13 protein-coding genes are annotated in these 15,722 nt (G+C 75.5%); 7 read left to right on the top strand and 6 right to left on the bottom strand.

The window, feature by feature from the left end; all coding sequences use genetic code 11:
* Positions 1-37 precede the first annotated feature (37 nt).
* A complete protein-coding gene (locus tag GJV82_RS01305; RefSeq protein WP_024839069.1) occupies positions 38-649 on the top strand; it encodes a GNAT family N-acetyltransferase in 612 nt (203 codons plus the stop codon).
* Between the two features lie 110 nt (positions 650-759).
* Here the strand turns inward: GJV82_RS01305 and GJV82_RS01300 are convergent, their stop codons facing one another.
* The 3 genes from GJV82_RS01300 to GJV82_RS01290 are packed head-to-tail and all read right to left on the bottom strand — an operon-like array spanning position 760 to position 4,635.
* The gene (locus GJV82_RS01300) at positions 760-1,848 is read right to left on the bottom strand and encodes a MaoC/PaaZ C-terminal domain-containing protein (RefSeq protein ID WP_318657148.1); all 1,089 of its coding nucleotides are present in this window, start codon (positions 1,846-1,848) and stop codon (positions 760-762) included.
* Complete coding sequence (locus tag GJV82_RS01295) at positions 1,845-3,206, bottom strand: 3-oxoacyl-ACP reductase (RefSeq protein ID WP_115941865.1); 1,362 nt, start codon at positions 3,204-3,206, stop codon at positions 1,845-1,847. The genes GJV82_RS01300 and GJV82_RS01295 overlap by 4 nt, the downstream gene beginning before the upstream one ends.
* A 28-nt stretch (positions 3,207-3,234) precedes the next feature.
* On the bottom strand, positions 3,235-4,635 hold the full coding sequence (locus GJV82_RS01290) for an acetyl-CoA C-acetyltransferase (RefSeq protein WP_318657147.1): 1,401 nt from the start codon (positions 4,633-4,635) through the stop codon (positions 3,235-3,237).
* A 262-nt stretch (positions 4,636-4,897) separates the two neighbouring features.
* On the opposite strand from GJV82_RS01290, the gene GJV82_RS01285 reads away from it, so the two are divergent.
* Both GJV82_RS01285 and GJV82_RS01280 read left to right on the top strand, forming a co-directional pair.
* Positions 4,898-5,704 (top strand): TetR/AcrR family transcriptional regulator, encoded by an 807-nt coding sequence (locus GJV82_RS01285; RefSeq protein ID WP_162289617.1) that lies wholly within the window; start codon positions 4,898-4,900, stop codon positions 5,702-5,704.
* On the top strand, positions 5,701-7,827 hold the full coding sequence (locus GJV82_RS01280; protein ID WP_115941867.1) for an acyl-CoA dehydrogenase family protein: 2,127 nt from the start codon (positions 5,701-5,703) through the stop codon (positions 7,825-7,827). Before GJV82_RS01285 ends, GJV82_RS01280 begins: the two co-directional genes overlap by 4 nt.
* Before the next feature lie 237 nt (positions 7,828-8,064).
* On the opposite strand, the gene GJV82_RS19325 is transcribed toward GJV82_RS01280, so the two are convergent.
* Complete coding sequence (locus tag GJV82_RS19325) at positions 8,065-9,177, bottom strand: DUF2599 domain-containing protein (RefSeq protein ID WP_196217163.1); 1,113 nt, start codon at positions 9,175-9,177, stop codon at positions 8,065-8,067.
* 181 nt (positions 9,178-9,358) lie between these two features.
* Here GJV82_RS19325 and GJV82_RS01270 point away from each other — a divergent pair, with 181 nt between their 5' ends.
* From GJV82_RS01270 to GJV82_RS01255, 4 genes are all read left to right on the top strand, one after another.
* The gene (locus GJV82_RS01270) at positions 9,359-10,867 is read left to right on the top strand and encodes an MFS transporter (protein ID WP_318657146.1); all 1,509 of its coding nucleotides are present in this window, start codon (positions 9,359-9,361) and stop codon (positions 10,865-10,867) included.
* 193 nt (positions 10,868-11,060) lie between these two features.
* Complete coding sequence (locus GJV82_RS01265) at positions 11,061-11,714, top strand: PadR family transcriptional regulator (protein ID WP_312028696.1); 654 nt, start codon at positions 11,061-11,063, stop codon at positions 11,712-11,714.
* 195 nt (positions 11,715-11,909) lie between these two features.
* Positions 11,910-12,974, top strand: coding sequence for an ATP-binding cassette domain-containing protein (locus GJV82_RS01260; protein WP_318657145.1), 1,065 nt, complete (start codon positions 11,910-11,912; stop codon positions 12,972-12,974).
* Entirely contained in the window at positions 12,971-13,759 is a 789-nt protein-coding gene (locus tag GJV82_RS01255) for an ABC transporter permease (RefSeq protein ID WP_024839059.1), read from the top strand. The genes GJV82_RS01260 and GJV82_RS01255 overlap by 4 nt, the downstream gene beginning before the upstream one ends.
* Positions 13,760-13,801: 42 nt before the next feature.
* Here the strand turns inward: GJV82_RS01255 and GJV82_RS01250 are convergent, their stop codons facing one another.
* Together GJV82_RS01250 and GJV82_RS01245 are read right to left on the bottom strand one after the other, a co-directional pair.
* Complete coding sequence (locus tag GJV82_RS01250; protein WP_024839058.1) at positions 13,802-14,194, bottom strand: YrdB family protein; 393 nt, start codon at positions 14,192-14,194, stop codon at positions 13,802-13,804.
* Positions 14,191-15,675: an APC family permease gene (locus GJV82_RS01245; protein ID WP_155097959.1), complete on the bottom strand. Its 1,485-nt coding sequence runs from the start codon at positions 15,673-15,675 to the stop codon at positions 14,191-14,193. The genes GJV82_RS01250 and GJV82_RS01245 overlap by 4 nt, the downstream gene beginning before the upstream one ends.
* Between the last annotated feature and the right edge of the window lie 47 nt (positions 15,676-15,722).

The following is a 15,722-nucleotide window of genomic DNA, read 5'->3' as shown; positions in this document are numbered from 1 at the left end:
ACGCCGTCGGCAGCAACGCGTGTGGTGGGATGTGCGGGTGCAGCACGACACCACCCTCGAAGGCTTCGGCGTCCGCCTCGAACCGCTCGCCGAACGGCACGCCGCGGCGCTCGGCGCGATCGTCGACGACGGCCTCTGGGCCGGCATGGCGAGCGCCGTGCCCCGCGGCACGGAGGCGATGACCGCGTACGTCCGCGACGCCGTCGCCGCGCCCGGTCGGCTCGCGTTCGCCGTCGTCGGGGTGGACGGGGCCGGGGCGACCGGAGCGCTGCCCGACGACGTCCCGGCGGTCCGCGGGTCGACGTCCCTCTACGAGTGGGTGCCGTCGCAGGGCCGCGTCGAGCTCGGCTCGACGTTCTACGCGCGCGAGTGGTGGGGCGGCACGACGAACCCGGCGTGCAAGTACCTCCTGCTGCGGCACGCGTTCGAGGACCTGGGCGTGGCGCGCGTCGCGCTCCGGGCGGACGCGCGGAACTCCCGGTCCGTCGCCGCGATCCGGCGCCTGGGCGCAGTGCCCGAGGGTGTGCTCCGCAGCCACCGCGTCGCCCCCGACGGGTCGCGTCAGGACACCGCCTACTTCTCCGTCCTCGTCGACGAGTGGCCCGCCGTCCGCGACGGACTGCTCGCCCGCCTCGCCCGCCCCGCCTGAAGGGGCCGCGCGCCGAGAACGAGCCTGCACGGCCGCGAGCACGGGGTTGGTGTCGTTGTCCCGACGAAGACGACACCAACCCCGTGTTCGGCCCGGGGCGGGGCGGGCGGTCAGGGGCGCGGCGTCACGCGGCCCGTGAGGTGGAGCCGACCCTTGCCGTCCCACGCCTGGTAGACGAGCCCGGCGCCCGGGTCGCCCGCGCCGTCGGGCACGGCGGTCGCGACCTGCGCGACGGCGTCACGCGCCGCGGCGGGGACCTCGGCCGCGGGGCGCAGCGCGACGTCGACCGTGCTCGGCAGGAGCACGGGCTTGGCGAACGTCACCGTCCAGTCGTACGTGTCGCCGCGCCGCGGGCCCGTCTCGGCGAGCGCCCGGGCGGCCGTGTACATGCCGTGCGCGATCGCGCGCGGGAACCCGAACGCCTTGGCGCCGAGGGCGGACGTGTGGATGGGGTTCCGGTCGCCGGAGACCGCCGCGTACGCGCGGCCCGTCCCCGCGCCGAGCGACCAGCGGGCCGTCGGGAGCGGGGGCGAGAACGGCGCCGGCGCCGTCTCGCCGTCGTCGGGCGTCGCGTCGCCCGGCAGGGTGACGCCCTTCGCGAGGTACGTGGACACGCCCCGGTACGCGAGCGTCGTCGCCGCGAGGCCGCTCCCGGCGGCGCGCTCGGCGTCCGTGCGCTCGACCGAGACCTCCGTGACGAGGTCGACCTGGGCCCCCCGGCGGTGCGGCCGCACACCCTGGGCCCACGCCCGCACCTCCAGCGCGTCGCCGAGGCGCACGGGCCGCAGCGCGGACGCCGAGTTCGCGAGGTGCACCATGCCCAGCAACGGCAGGGGGAAGTCCGGGCGGACCATGACCGCGGTCGCGAGCGGGAACCCGAGGACGTGCAGGTACCCGGCGGGCAGCACGTCCGACGGCGCCTCGCCCACGAGACGGGCGTACCGCGCGAGGTGCTCCGCGCTCCCGACGTGACCCGGCGCGGCGTCGTCTCCCGTGGGCACGCCCGCGACGCGGTAGGTGACGTCGGGCAGCGCGAGGTCGCGCCGCGGCGTCGCGCCCGGCAGGCGGTGGGCCGCCGCGAGCCGGCCCGACGCCGCGACGCCCCGCACGTACAGGCCGCCGAGCCCCGGGACCGCGGGCAGCGTCTCGACGCGCGCGGGGGCGCGGTCCGCCGGACGCGCGGCGTCGGGCCCCGTCACCGGCCCACCACGTTCTGCCCGCACACGCGCAGCACCTGGCCGTTGACGCCCGCGGCCGCGGGCGACGCGAGGAACGCGATCGCCTCGGCGACGTCCACGGGCTGGCCGCCCTGCTGGAGCGACGCCACGCGGCGCGCGACCTCGCGCTGCACGAACGGGATCGACGCCGTCATGTCCGTCTCGATGAAGCCCGGCGCGACGGCGTTCGCCGTGCCGCCCGGACCGCCCGGCGCCGCGAGCAGACGCGCGAACGCCCGCGTGTGCCCGATGACGCCGGCCTTCGAGAACGCGTAGTTCGCCTGCCCGCGGTTGCCCGCGATGCCGCTCGTCGACGCGAGCGACACGATGCGCGGCTCCGAGGAGAACCCGTTCGCGCCCAGCAGGTACTCCGTGATCCGCAGCTGCGCGGCGAGGTTCACCGCGATCACCGCGTCCCACTTGTCCGGGGACATGTTCGCGAGCAGCTTGTCGCGCAGGATCCCCGCGTTGTGCACGAGGACGTCGAGGCCGCCGTGCCGGGCGCGGGCGTGCTCGAGGATGCGGGCGCCCGCGTCGTCGGCGGTCACGTCGAGCTGCAGCGCCGTGCCCCTGATCTCGTTCGCGACCGCGGCGAGCGCCTCGCCCGCCCCGGGCACGTCGACCACGACGACCTTCGCGCCGTCGCGCGCGAGCGTGCGCGCGACCTGCGCCCCGATGCCGCGCGCCGCGCCCGTGACGACGGCGACCTTCCCGGCGAGCGGCAGGTCGACGTCCACGGCGGGGTCGGCGTCGGACGCCCCGACGCGCAGGAGCTGGCCGTCGACGAACGCGGACCTCGCGGACAGGAAGAAGCGGAGGGTCGCGAGGACGCTCGGGCTGTCGACCGGGGCGTCGTCGGTCACCTGGACGCCGTTGCCGGTCGCGCCGTAGCGCAGCTCCTTGGCGACGGACCGCAGGAACCCGTCGACGCCCTCGCGGGCGGCGGCGAGCTCGGGGGAGTCGGTGCCGGCGGGGGCGCGCGAGATCGTCACGACGCGCCCGTTCGGCGCGAGGCGGCGCAGCGTCGCGGAGAGCGCCATGACGGGCGCGGACGCGTCCTCGGGGCGCTCGATGCCGCTGAGCACGACGACGACCGCCCCCCAGCGCGTCGTGTCGTCGGGGGTCTGACGTACGTCGAGGTCCCAGCCGAGCAGGGCCTCGGCGACGCGGTCGGCGTCGTCGCGGACGCCGGGGGTGCCGCCGAGGACGAGCACGGGCCCGACGGTGAGCGGGTCGCCCGCGCGGTAGCGGCGCAGCACGGCCGGGCGGGGCAGGCCGAGCTTCTTCGCGAGCGTCTTCGTGAAGCCGGAGTTGACGGCCTGGACGTAGGAGTCGGTCACGGTGGTTCCTCTCGGGTCGTCGGGGCCGTCAGGCGGTGGCGTCGGTGGCGGGGACCGACTCGAGGATCGTGGCGACGCCGAGGCCCCCCGCCGCGCACACCGAGATCAGCGCGCGCGCCGGCGCGCCGGTCTCGGCGGTCCGCTGCGCGAGGAGCTTGGCCGCCGTCGCGACGATGCGCCCGCCGGTCGCGGCGAACGGGTGGCCCGCCGCGAGGGACGACCCGTTGACGTTGAGCCGCGTGCGGTCGATCGAGCCGAGGGGGCCGTCGAGCCCGAGCTCGGTGCGGCAGTACTCGTCGTCCTCCCAGGCCTTGAGGGTCGTGAGGACGGTCGACGCGAACGCCTCGTGGATCTCGTAGAAGTCGAAGTCGCCGAGCGCGAGCCCGTTGCGCGCGAGCAGGCGCGGGACGGCGTGCGCGGGGGCCATGAGCAGGCCCTCGTGGCCGTGCACGAAGTCGACCGCCGCGGTCTCGGCGTCGACGACGCGCGCGAGCAGCGGGAGGTCGCGCTCGCGTGCCCAGTCGGCCGACGCGAGCAGCACCGTCGAGGCGCCGTCGGTGAGGGGCGTCGAGTTGCCGGCCGTCATGGTCGGGGTCACGCCGTCGAGGCGCTTGCCGTACACGGGCTTGAGCGCGGCGAGCTTCTCCATCGAGGAGTCGGTGCGCAGGTTGTCGTCGCGCACGAGGCCGCGGAACGGGGTGACGAGGTCGTCGAAGAACCCGGCGTCCCATGCGGCCGCGAGGTGCTCGTGGCTCGCGAGCGCGATCTCGTCCTGCGCCTCGCGCGAGATGTCCCAGCGCGCGGTCGTGATCGCCTGGTGCTCGCCCATGGACAGGCCGGTGCGCGGCTCGTCCGTGGCGGGCGTGAGCGGCGCGAGGTCGGCGGGGCGGACCTTCGCGAACGCCTTGACCCGCTGGCCGAGCGTCTTGGCGTGGCTCGCCTCGAGCAGCGCGCGGCGCAGGCCCTCGCTCACGGCGATCGGCGCGTCGGACACGGTGTCGGAGCCGCCCGCGACGCCCGACTCGACCTGGCCGAGGCGGATCTTGTTCGCGACGGCGATCGTCGCCTCGAGGCCCGTCGCGCACGCCTGCTGGAGGTCGTACGCGGGGGTCTGCGGCGAGAGCGACGAGCCGAGGACGGACTCGCGCACGAGGTTGAAGTCGCGCGAGTGCTTGAGCACCGCGCCGCCGACGACCTCGCCGAGCCGCTCGCCCTGGAGGCCGAAGCGGGCCACGAGACCTTCGAGCGCGGCGGTGAACATCTCCTGGTTGCTCGCGGACGAGTACTTCTTCCCGGCGCGGGCGAACGGGATCCGGTTCCCGCCCACCACCCAGGCGTCGCGCGGGGCGCCGGTCGCGGCGCTCGAGGCTGGTGCCTCGGTCTCGGGGGCCTGCTCGGGGTTCCGGCGGGGGCTGGTGCGGTTGGCCACTGTGCCTCACTTCCTGTCCGTGCTCGCTGCGCTGCGTCGTCCGGCCCGGCGGCTCGGCGCGAGGCGCGCGGAGACGAGGGGAGGGGGCCGGCTGGTGTCCAATACCAACAGTACCTGATACTCTCAGTTTCGTGAGTCGGGTCACAGGGCGTCGCCCTGCCCCGGCGCGGTACCGACGCGGTACCGACGACATCGAGGTCGGGCGCAGACGGAGGACGACGTGAACGCAGGTGCCGACGCGCGACCGGTCACCCGAGGGCGGGTGCAACCGGGCGCAGCGGTGGACGGCCGGTCGACCCGCTGGGACGAGCACCGGGCGGCGCGCCGCGCCGAGCTCATCCGGGCAGCGAGCAAGGCCGTGCACCGGGGAGGCCCCGGGGTCTCCATGGACGAGATCGCGGCGGCGTCGGGGACGTCGAAGTCGATCATCTACCGCTACTTCGACGACAAGACGGGCCTGCAGGTCGCGCTGGGCGCCGCCGTCGTGGGCCAGATGCACGACGCGCTGACCCAGGCCGCGGAGGCGGCCGAGACACCGAAGCGCGCGCTGCGCGCCATGGTGGGCGTGTACCTCGAGATGATCGAGAGCTCGCCCAACGTCTACTACTTCGTCACGCGCACGAGCGCCGTGGCCGGGACGGAGGAGCCCGCCGCCCAGCTCGCCGCGAGCGGGCCCGCGACGAACGGCGCGGCTGCGAACCGGGCGCCCCTCGCCGCGTTCCTCGACTCGGTGATCGAGCTCGTCGCCGAGCCGTTCGCGCGCGTCACCGACGTCTCGGCCGCGGACGCCGCGGCATGGGCGGCGGGCGCGGTCGGCTTCGTGCGGGGCGCCGGGGAGTGGTGGCTCGCCCACCGCGACCGCCCCGACGTGCCCGACCGCGAGCAGCTCACCGAGCGCGTCGCCGCCTGGCTGTGGGCCGGGCCCGTCGGCGTCCTCTCCCACAGCCCGGCCGCCCGCACCCCCGACGACCGCCGCGCGCCGACCGGGGCGCGCCGCGACGCCGCCCGACCCGACCTCGACCGCCCGCTGCACCGGGCCGCCACCTCAGACCTCAAGGAGACCTCATGACCGCCACGTCCGATCGTCCCGCCCTCGCGCAGCGCTCGACGAGCGCCGGCGACGCGGCGTCGACGTCCGAGGCCCGCGTCGACGTCGAGTCCCTGTCGACGCTCCTCCTCGGCCGCTGGGCCGACCTGCGCGCGAGCGCCCGCGCGACCGCCGGCGAGGAGGCGTTCCAGCGCATCGAGGGGCTGAGCATGCGCGAGCACCGCGAGCGCGTGCTCGAGCAGATGCGCCTGCTCGTCGGCAAGGGCCAGGTGTGGCGGGCGTTCCCCGAGCACCTCGGCGGCGCGAACGACCCGGGCGGCAACCTCGCCGGGTTCGAGGAGCTCGTCGCCGCGGACCCGTCGCTGCAGATCAAGGCCGGCGTCCAGTGGGGGCTGTTCAGCGCGGCGATCCTTCACCTGGGCACGCCCGAGCAGCAGGACCGCCTCCTGCCCGGCGCCATGGACCTCTCGGTCCCCGGCGCGTTCGCCATGACGGAGATCGGGCACGGCTCCGACGTCGCGAGCATCGCGACGACCGCGACCTACGACCCGGAGACCGAGGAGTTCGTCATCCACACCCCGTTCCGCGGGGCGTGGAAGGACTACCTCGGCAACGCCGGCGTGCACGGCGTCGCCGCGGTCGTGTTCGCGCAGCTCATCACCAAGAACGTCAACCACGGCGTGCACGCGTTCTACGTGCCGATCCGTGACACGAACGGCGAGCGCGACGAGCTCGGCCGCCTGCCGTTCCTGCCCGGCGTCGGCGGCGAGGACGACGGCCAGAAGGGCGGGCTCAACGGCATCGACAACGGCCGCCTGCACTTCGACCACGTGCGGGTCCCGCGCACCGACCTGCTCGCCCGCTACGGCTCGGTCGCCCCCGACGGCACCTACTCGAGCCCGATCGAGAGCCCGGGCCGCCGGTTCTTCACGATGCTCGGCTCGCTCGTGCAGGGCCGCGTCTCGCTCGACGGCGCCGCCGTCACGGCCGCGAAGCTCGGCCTCGCGATCGCCGTCCGGTACGCCAACGAGCGCCGCCAGTTCACCGGGGCGACGCCGACGGAGGAGGTCGTCCTCCTCGACTACGGCACCCACAAGCGCCGCCTCATCGTCCCCGTCGCCGAGACGTACGCCGCGCACTTCGCGCACGACCGCCTGCTCGACCTGTTCCACTCCGTGTTCTCCGGCGAGGAGGACACGCCCGAGCAGCGCGAGGACCTCGAGACGACGGCCGCCGCGCTCAAGGCGACGAGCACGCGGTTCGCGCTCGACGTGCTCCAGGAGACGCGCGAGGCGTGCGGCGGCGCGGGCTTCCTCACGACCAACCGCATCACGAGCCTGCGCGCGGACCTCGACGTGTACGCGACGTTCGAGGGCGACAACACGGTGCTGCTCCAGCTCGTCGCGAAGCGCCTCCTCGCCGACTACGGCAAGCAGTTCAAGGGCATCACGCCCGGCCAGATGGCGCGCGTCGTCGTCGAGCGCGCGGGCGACATGGCGCTGCACCGCACGCCGCTCAAGCGCGCCGCGCAGGCGCTCGCGGACGTCGGCGACCCGCGCCGTGCGGCCGGTCACCTGCGCGACCCCGAGACGCAGCGCGCGCTGCTCACCGACCGGGTCGAGACGATGGTCGCGGACGTCGCGCAGGCGCTGCGGCCCGCGCAGAAGGCGGACCCGGAGACGGCGACGAACCTGTTCAACGCGCACCAGGTCGAGCTCGTCGAGGCGGCCCGCGCGCACGCCGAGCTGCTGCGCTGGGAGGCGTTCACGCAGGCGCTCGAGACCGTCGAGGACGCGGGGACGCGCGAGGTGCTCACCACGCTGCGCGACCTGTTCGGCCTGAGCCTCGTGGAGCGCCACCTCGCGTGGTACCTGCTCAACGGGCGCCTGTCGGCGCAGCGCGCCCGGACCGTGACGAGCTACCTCGACCGGCTCGTGGACCGTCTGCGCCCGCACGCGCAGGACCTCGTCGACGCGTGGGGCTACGGCCCCGAGCACCTGCGGGCGACGATCGCGACGGGCATCGAGAAGGAGCGGCAGGACGAGGCGCGCGAGTACTACCGGCGCCTGCGCGCGAGCGGCGACGAGCCGCGCAGCGAGAAGTCCCTGCGCAAGGCCTCGAAGGGTGGCCCGCAGGCACGCTGACCGGTCCTGACCGGCGGGGGCGGCTGCCGCCCCCGCCCCGGAACGTCCTCGGCGCAGCAGGCGGAGCGGTACCGCCGCCGAGGTCAGGCCCGGGCGGCACGACGTCCACCAGCCGTCGTGCGGCCCGGGCCGTTGCCGTCCCGCCGACCACGGCGTTGCTCACCGTCGAACACGGGGTTGCTGTCGTTCTGGGCTCCAGAACGACAGCAACCTCGTGTTCGGCCGCTTGGGGTGTCGTCAGGTCGGGTTGCAGCGCGCGGCCATCGTGTCGAGCAGCCCGACGTCGGGCCGCCAGGGCTCGAGGTTCCACGTCGCCTTGCCCGGGGCGCCGACGGCGTGGCACACGAGCTGGTCGCGCATCGTCGGGGAGTCGGCCTCCGGCTCGGCGGCCACGACCTGCGCCCACACGAGCTCCCGGCCCGCCTGCCCGGCGGTCCGCGCCCACGCGGTCGGGTCGACGGCGAGCGACCGGCCGCCCTCGCGCTCACCCCAGCCGGTGCTCCGCAGGGCCTGCGTGCCCAGCGGCACGACGACGTCCCACGCCGACGGCGTCCCCGCCGTCGGCACGAGCGTCACCTCCGCGTGCCGCGCGTCGACGAGCGCGGTGCGCACGCTCGGCGTCGCCGACGGGTCGTCCTCCGGCCCGCCGTCGCCGTTCGCCCCGGCGTCCGCGCCGTCGTCGCGGTTCGTCCCGTCGCTCGCGTCGTCGTCGCGGTCCGTCACGCCGCCCGGACCGTCGGTGCCGGACGCGACGGGCGCGCCCGTGCCGGGGCCCACCGCGTGCGGAGCGATCACGCGCGGTGCGCCGAGGCCGGCGACGGGGGTGCCGGCGTCGTCCAGGACGGTGAGGGTGCCGTCGGCGTGGCGGACGAGCGACCCGCCCTCGACCGAGATCCGGGCCGGGCCGTCGGCGAGGACGAGCGTGACGTCCGACGCGCCCTCGTCACCGGCCGTGACCGCCGCCGCCGGGCCGGACCCGCTCGGTGCGCCCGGGGGGAGCGGGGGCACGGCGACCTCGACGGTCGCCGGCCCCACCGGCACGACCACCGTCTCCGCGGCACCCGCGGACTCCTCCGCGGGGTCCTGCGCGCCGGACGCGTCGCCCGCGCCGGACGGGTCACCCGCGCCGGAGGTCCGGCCCGCGTCGGACGCCTCGTCCGAACGCGTCGTCGCGGGTGCGGGGGCGACCGGGGAGGCGTCGTCGCCCGGCGTGCACGCGACGAGGGCGAGCGGCAGCAGGACGCCGACGACGAGCCGGCGCCGCGCCGTCGCCGCGGACCGACGCCGCGTCGTCGCCGCGGACCGCCGGCGCGGCGCGCGCCCGGCGTCCGCGGCGGCCCCGGTCTGCATGGACCCATCATGCGTGAGCGGGCCACCGGACCGTGCGGCCCGTGCGATCTTGGTCACGATCGGGGCCCGGAAGTGGAGCGGCCCGAGAAGCGGTTGTTTCAATAGGCAACTGTCTGCGGCCGTCGAGCCGCACCCTCCCTTCCTCGCGACGGCGCGCCCGTCTCACCCCTGATTGCGTCCTGTGCCTCTCCCTGCCCTGCTGTCCCGTCCTGCCCGCACGACCCCCGACCGCTCGCCGTGGCGCGCGCTGCGTCACCGCTCGATGCGCTGGTGGTCGGGTGCCAACCTCGTCTCCAACGTCGGTGCCTGGATGCAGCTCACCGTCCAGAACCTGCTCGTCCTCGAGCTCACCGGGTCCGCCGCTCTCACCGGGCTGTCCCTCGCGGTGCAGTCGGCGCCGGCGCTGCTGCTCGGCGTCGCGGGCGGCGCCGTCGTGGACCGGTGGCCGCGCAAGCTCACGGCCGCGGTCAGCCAGGCGGTGCTCGGCGTCGTCGCGCTCACGACCGCGGGGCTCGTCGCGCTGGACCTGCTCAGCCTCCCGGTGCTCCTCGTCCTGTCCGCCGTGACGGGCCTCGTCGCCACGGTCGACGGACCGGCCACGGCGCTCCTCGGCAACGATCTCGTGCCCGTCGAGGACGTCCCGTCGGCCATCGGGATCGGGTCGGTCGTGCACAGCGCGGGCCGCCTCGTCGGGGTCGCCGTCGCGGGCGGCGCGGTCGCCGTCGCCGGGCCCGCGGTCGCGTACCTCGCGAACGGGGTGTCGCTGCTCGCCGTCGCGCTCGTCGTCCCCTTCCTCGTCCTGCACCCCGACGCCGGGAGCGCCGCGCCGCGGCCCGCCGAGGCCACGTCGGCCGGTCGGGACACCGCGTCCGCCCCTGTCGAACCTCGGCCCGCGGCGGCGCGCGCGGCGCGGGACGCGGCGACGGACGGGCGGACCGACGGCGGCCTGCGCTACGTCCTCGGCCGCCCCCGGCTCGTCGCGCTCCTCGGCGTGACGGCCGTGAGCGCGGTCCTCGGCCGCAACTACACCCTCACCCTCGCGGTCCTCGTCACCGGGGCGCTCGCCGGCGGCCCGCAGGAGTTCGGCACGGTGTCGACCGTGCTGGCCGTGGGCGGGATCGTCGGCGCGGTCCTCGCCGGTCGGCTGCGGCGCCCGACCGTGCGCCTCGTCGGCGTCCTCGCTGCCGCGGGCGCGCTCCTGCAGGTCGTGGCCGGGCTCGCGCCGACGCTCGCCGTCCTCCTGCTCGTGGTCGGCCCGATGGCCGTGGTCGAGTCGGTCTCCGACACGGCGGGGACCACGGTGCTCCAGACCGACCCGCCGCCGCACATGCGTGGGCGCGTCCTCGGCGTCTGGCGCAGCGCGAGCACCGCGTGGGGTCTCGCCGGGCCGCCCCTGCTCGGCCTGCTCTTGGAGGTCCTCGGCCCGCGGGGCGCGCTCGTCGTGGGCGGCGCCGTCGTCGTGGTGGCCGTGGGCGCGGGATGGCTGCGGCACCACCTGCTCGCGCGGCGGAGCGCCCGCCCGGCGGGGCGGGCGCCCGGCGTCCCCGCGCCCGCTGCCCCGGTTCTCGGGCCAGACGCATCCGCGACGCCGTCGCCCGTGCCTGCGCCCGTGGGCGCCGACGAACCCCTCGTGCCGGAGCACGCCGTGGCGTCGGCGCGGGAGGAGGAGCGGGTCCTGACCCCCGCCTGAGGCGCTGTCCCTCGGGCGCGCACGTGGCCTGCCGCTGTGACGGCGTCCCTGCGCCGCCCCGCCCCGCGGAGCCTCCGGCCGGCGGAGCGTCGTGCATCTCGCCCGTGCCGGCTCCCGCACACCCCTTGCGCGAGCATCCTCGGACGAATACTCTGAGCAAAGTATTCGGAGGTGAGTGATGTCCCGTCGACCCGTGTCGAACCCGCTGGCGCTCGCGGTGCTCGCGTGCCTCGCCGAGCGCCCCATGTACCCGTACGAGATCACGACGACCCTGCGCGAGCGGGGCAAGGACGACAGCATCCGGCTCAACTTCGGCTCGCTGTACTCGGTGATCAAGTCGCTCGAGAAGCACGGGTTCATCACGCCGTCGCACTCCGAGCGCGAGGGCAACCGGCCCGAGCGCGTCGTCTACGAGATCACGGAGGCGGGCAAGGTCGAGGCGGCCGCATGGCTGCGCGAGCTCCTCGCGGTGCCGTCGAAGGAGTACCCGGACGTCGAGGCGGGCCTGTCGCTCATCGCGATGCTCTCGCCCGACGAGGTGGCGGCGCTCCTGCGCGCGCGCCTCGCGTCCCTCGACGCCGAGATCGGCACGCGCGCGAGCGGCCTCGCGGGCGCCGCGGGGGCGGGCCTGCCCGAGATCTTCCTCGTGGAGGCGGACTACCGCCTGGAGATGCTGCGCGCCGAGCGCGTGTGGATCGACCGGTTCGCGGGCCGGCTCGAGCGCGGCGAGGTGGGCGGCCAGGACGGCTGGGCCGAGATGGCCCGCCTGCGTGCCGCCGGGGCGTCGCCCGAGCAGATCGAGGAGGTCCTGCGCCGGCACCTGCCGGCCGAAGCCACCACACCCTGAGCCACCGGCGGCGTCCTCCCGGACGTCGCCGGACGAGTGGTGGCCCGGATGCGCCAACATCCGGGCCACCGAGCCCGAGTCGTCCCGCCGGACCGACGGAACTGCTGCGTCAACAGTCACCCAGGGCCCTCCCATGCTATCCGCGCGGGAGGGACCGGCCCCGGCGAGACGGCTCCTGACAGAAGGAGCCCTACCGTGCCACCTGCTACCCGTGCGCCCGGGACGGCGATCGACGCCGTCGCGCTGCGCAAGACCTACCCCGGGGGCCGCGGCCGCCCGCCCGTGCGCGCGCTCGACGGACTGTCGTTCGCCGTGCCGACCGGCACCGTCTTCGCCCTGCTCGGCCCCAACGGGGCCGGCAAGTCGACGACGACCAAGATCCTCGCGACGCTGAGCCGCGCCGACTCGGGCACAGCCCACGTCGCGGGCACCGACGTCGCGCGGCACCCGGAGCGCGTGCGGCGCGCGATCGGGTACGTCGCGCAGAAGCCCGTGACCGACCCCATGGACACGGGGCGCGAGAACCTGGTCCTCGCGGGCCGCCTCCAGGGCCTCGGCGCGCGCGACGCGCGAGCGCGCGCCGCCGAGCTGCTCGACCGGTTCTCCCTCACGGACGCGGCCGACCGCCTCGTGACGACGTACAGCGGCGGCATGGCCCGCAAGCTCGACGTCGCGATGGGCCTCGTCCACCGCCCGCAGGTGCTGTTCCTCGACGAGCCGACGACGGGCCTCGACCCCGAGGCGCGCGCGGAGATGTGGGCGGAGATCGAGCGCATGACGGCGGTCGAAAGCATGACGATCCTCCTCACCACGCACTACCTGGAGGAGGCGGACCGCCTCGCCGCGAACGTCGCGATCGTCGACGAGGGCCGCGTCGTGGTCGCCGGGACGCCCGACGCGCTCAAGGACGAGCTCCGCGGCGACGGGATCGTCGTCGAGCTCGCCCCGGGCGTGCCCGACGACGGCGCCTCCCTCGCCGGGCGCGTCGCCGACGCGGTCCGCGCGAGCGGCGTCCGGGACGTGCGGGTCGAGGGCCGGACCCTGCGCGCCCGGGCCGACGCCGGCGCGGTCGCGCTGCCCGCCGTCCTCGCCGGGCTCGACGCCGCGGGCCTGCCCGTCGCGTCGGCGACGCTCGCGCGGCCCAGCCTCGACGACGTCTACCTGCGGCACACGGGCCGGAGTCTCACCGCGGCCCAGGCCGGCAGCCGGTCCGCCGCCGGGGACCACGCGGGTGCCGCGGCCGAGGAGGTGGCCGCATGACCGCCGTCGTGCACACCGGGCTGCTCACCGCCCGGGCGCTGCGCCAGGGCGCGCGCATCCCCGTGTTCATGGTCATGAACCTCGTGCAGCCGATGATCTGGCTGCTCCTGTTCGGCCAGCTCTTCCGGTCCGTCGTCGAGATCCCCGGGTTCTCGACCGGGGGCACGTACCTGGAGTTCATCACGCCGGGCGTCGTCATGATGACGGCGATGTTCGGCGCCGCGTGGGCGGGCTCGTCGTTCGTGCAGGACATGGACCGCGGCGTCATGGACCGGTTCCTCACGTCGCCGACGTCGCGCGGCGCGCTCGTGGCGTCGACCATGAGCTACCAGGCCGTCGTCGCCGTCGGGCAGGCGCTCGTCGTGCTCGCCGTCGCATGGCTGCGCGGGGCCCGGTTCGGCAGCACGCCCGGCGAGACGACGCTCGGCGTCCTCGCGCTGCTCCTCGCGGTCGTGCTGCTCACCGCGCTGTTCTCCGCGCTGAGCAACGCGACGGCCCTGCTCACCGGCCAGCAGGAGGCGCTCATCGGCATCTCGCAGCTCATCACGCTACCGCTCATGTTCCTGTCGTCGGCCGTGATGGACACACGCCTGTCCCCGGCGTGGGTCGCGGACGTCGCGCGCTACAACCCGTTCGACTGGGCCGTCGTGGCCGGGCGCGAGGCGCTCGCCGCGTCGCCCGACTGGGGCGTGGTGTGGGGCCGGCTCGGCCTCCTCGCGCTCGCCGCCGTCGTCATGGGCTGGGTCGCGACCCAGGCGTTCCGGACGCGGCAGCGCTCGGCCTGACGCCCGTCCGCACGGGCGCGACGGCGTTCCCCCCGTCCGGGGTCAGCGGTCCCGGGTGAGGGCGAACGCCGTCGTGCCGACGAGCGCGAGCCCGACGCCCCACCACACGAGCCCGACGCCCGCGATCGCGAGGCCCGCCGCGACGAACAGGGCGATCTGCACGTCGAGGCGCCACGGCTGCGGGAGCCGCCGCGCGGCGGTGCGCGCCAGCCAGCGGGCCCACACGACGACGGCGAGACCGGGCAGCGCGAGCGCGAGGACGACGGACAGCGCGGCGCGCGCCGCGCCCGGGACGTCGGCCGCCGCGCCGAGCCGCCAACCGGCCACGGCCAGCAGGACGAGGAGCGCGATCTCGCAGAGGAAGGCGAGGGCGTCGACCGGGCCGACGCGGTCCGGGGTGGGCCGGGGCGGGCCGCCCGGCGCGGGGTCGCTCACCGGGCCGCGCCGTCGTCGCCGGAGCGGTCGTCGATCTCGCCCTCGAGCCGGGAGACGTCGGAGAAGGCGATCTGGCGGTGGCGCACCGCACGGTTGTACAGCCACGTGACGAACGAGAGCAAGACGCCGAGCCCGACGAGCGCGCCCGCGATGAGGTACTGCTCCTGCTGCTCGGGGCTGCGCGCCCACGGCCCGGCGAGGTAGGCGCACGTGAGCGCGCCGAGCACCGCGAGCCAGGTGCGGGTGCGGAAGTGCTCGTGGTCGACCTCGTCGCGACGCAGCACGAGGAGGGCCACGTTGACGACGGTGAACACGACGAGCAGGAGCAGCGACGTCGTGCCACCGAGGAGCGCGACCGCGTTGGCCCCGCCCGGGGTCGCCGACTGCCGCACGACGTAGACGATGAGCGCGAACGCGATCGCCGACGTCACGAGGATCGACACCCACGGCGTGCGGCGGAACGGGTGCACCTGGCCGAACGCGCGCGGCAGCACGCCCTGGTTCGCCATGCCGTAGAGCAGGCGGGACGCCATGAGCATGTTGATGAGCGCCGAGTTCGCGACGGCGAACATCCCGATGAACGGGAAGATCGTGTCGAACGGCAGGTTCGGCGCGCCCGCGGCGACCACCTGCGTGAGCGCGGACCCCTTCGAGTCGTCGACGAGGTCCCCGACCGGGACGAGCGCGACGGCCGTGATCGCGACGAGCACGTAGATCGCGCCCGTGATCGACAGCCCGGTGAGCATCATGCGGGGGAAGTCGCGCACGGGGTGGGTGCACTCCTCGGCCATGTTCACCGAGTCCTCGAAGCCGACCATCGCGAAGAACGCGAGCGTCGTCGCGGCGGTCACGGCGAGGAACACGCTCTTGTCGTCCGCGCTCTCGAACACGACGACGCGCGAGAAGTCGGCGCGGCCCTGCGTCGTGGCCCACAGGCCCACGAAGATGACGAGCAGCAGGCCGGACAGCTCGACGAGCGACAGCACGACGTTCGCCTTGACGCTCTCCCCGACGCCGCGCAGGTTGACGAGCGCGACGAGGGCCATGAAGCCGAGGGCGATGAGCAGGCGGCCGTCCCCGCCCGTCGGCAGCTCGAGCCCGAACCCGTCGGAGACGAAGCCCGCGAACGCGTTCGACGCGGTCGAGGCCGACGTGATGCCCGAGCTCATGACCATGAACGCGACGACGAACGTCACCAGGTGGATGCCGAACGCCTTGTGCGTGTACAGGGCCGCGCCGGCCGCGCTCGGGTACTTCGTGACGAGCTCGAGGTAGGAGAACGCGGTGATCGTCGCGACGACGAACGCGAGCAGGAACGGCAGCCACGCCGCGCCGCCGACCTCGCCCGCGACCTGGCCGGTGAGCGCGTACACGCCCGTGCCGAGGATGTCCCCGACGATGAACAGCAGGAGCAGCCTGGGCCCCATGACGCGCTTGAGCTCCGGCTGCCGTTCCTCCGTGCGACCCGCGGTCTGGCTCATGAGAAGCTCCCTCGCGTCCCGGACGTCCCCTGCCCTCCATGGAACCC

This window comes from Cellulosimicrobium composti (assembly GCF_009711085.1).
GTDB lineage: Bacteria > Actinomycetota > Actinomycetes > Actinomycetales > Cellulomonadaceae > Cellulosimicrobium > Cellulosimicrobium composti.
Note: the sequence above shows the minus strand (reverse complement) of the source record. Positions and strands in the feature narration are given on the sequence as shown.

Bases quoted from the DNA above. Each gene is read 5' to 3' on its own strand.
- GJV82_RS01255 (WP_024839059.1), top strand. From the start codon at position 12,971: ATGACCGCCGTCGTGCACACCGGGCTGCTCACCGCCCGGGCGCTGCGC.
- GJV82_RS01280 (WP_115941867.1), top strand. From the start codon at position 5,701: ATGACCGCCACGTCCGATCGTCCCGCCCTCGCGCAGCGCTCGACGAGC.
- GJV82_RS01245 (WP_155097959.1), bottom strand. From the start codon at position 15,675: ATGAGCCAGACCGCGGGTCGCACGGAGGAACGGCAGCCGGAGCTCAAG.
- GJV82_RS19325 (WP_196217163.1), bottom strand. From the start codon at position 9,177: ATGCAGACCGGGGCCGCCGCGGACGCCGGGCGCGCGCCGCGCCGGCGG.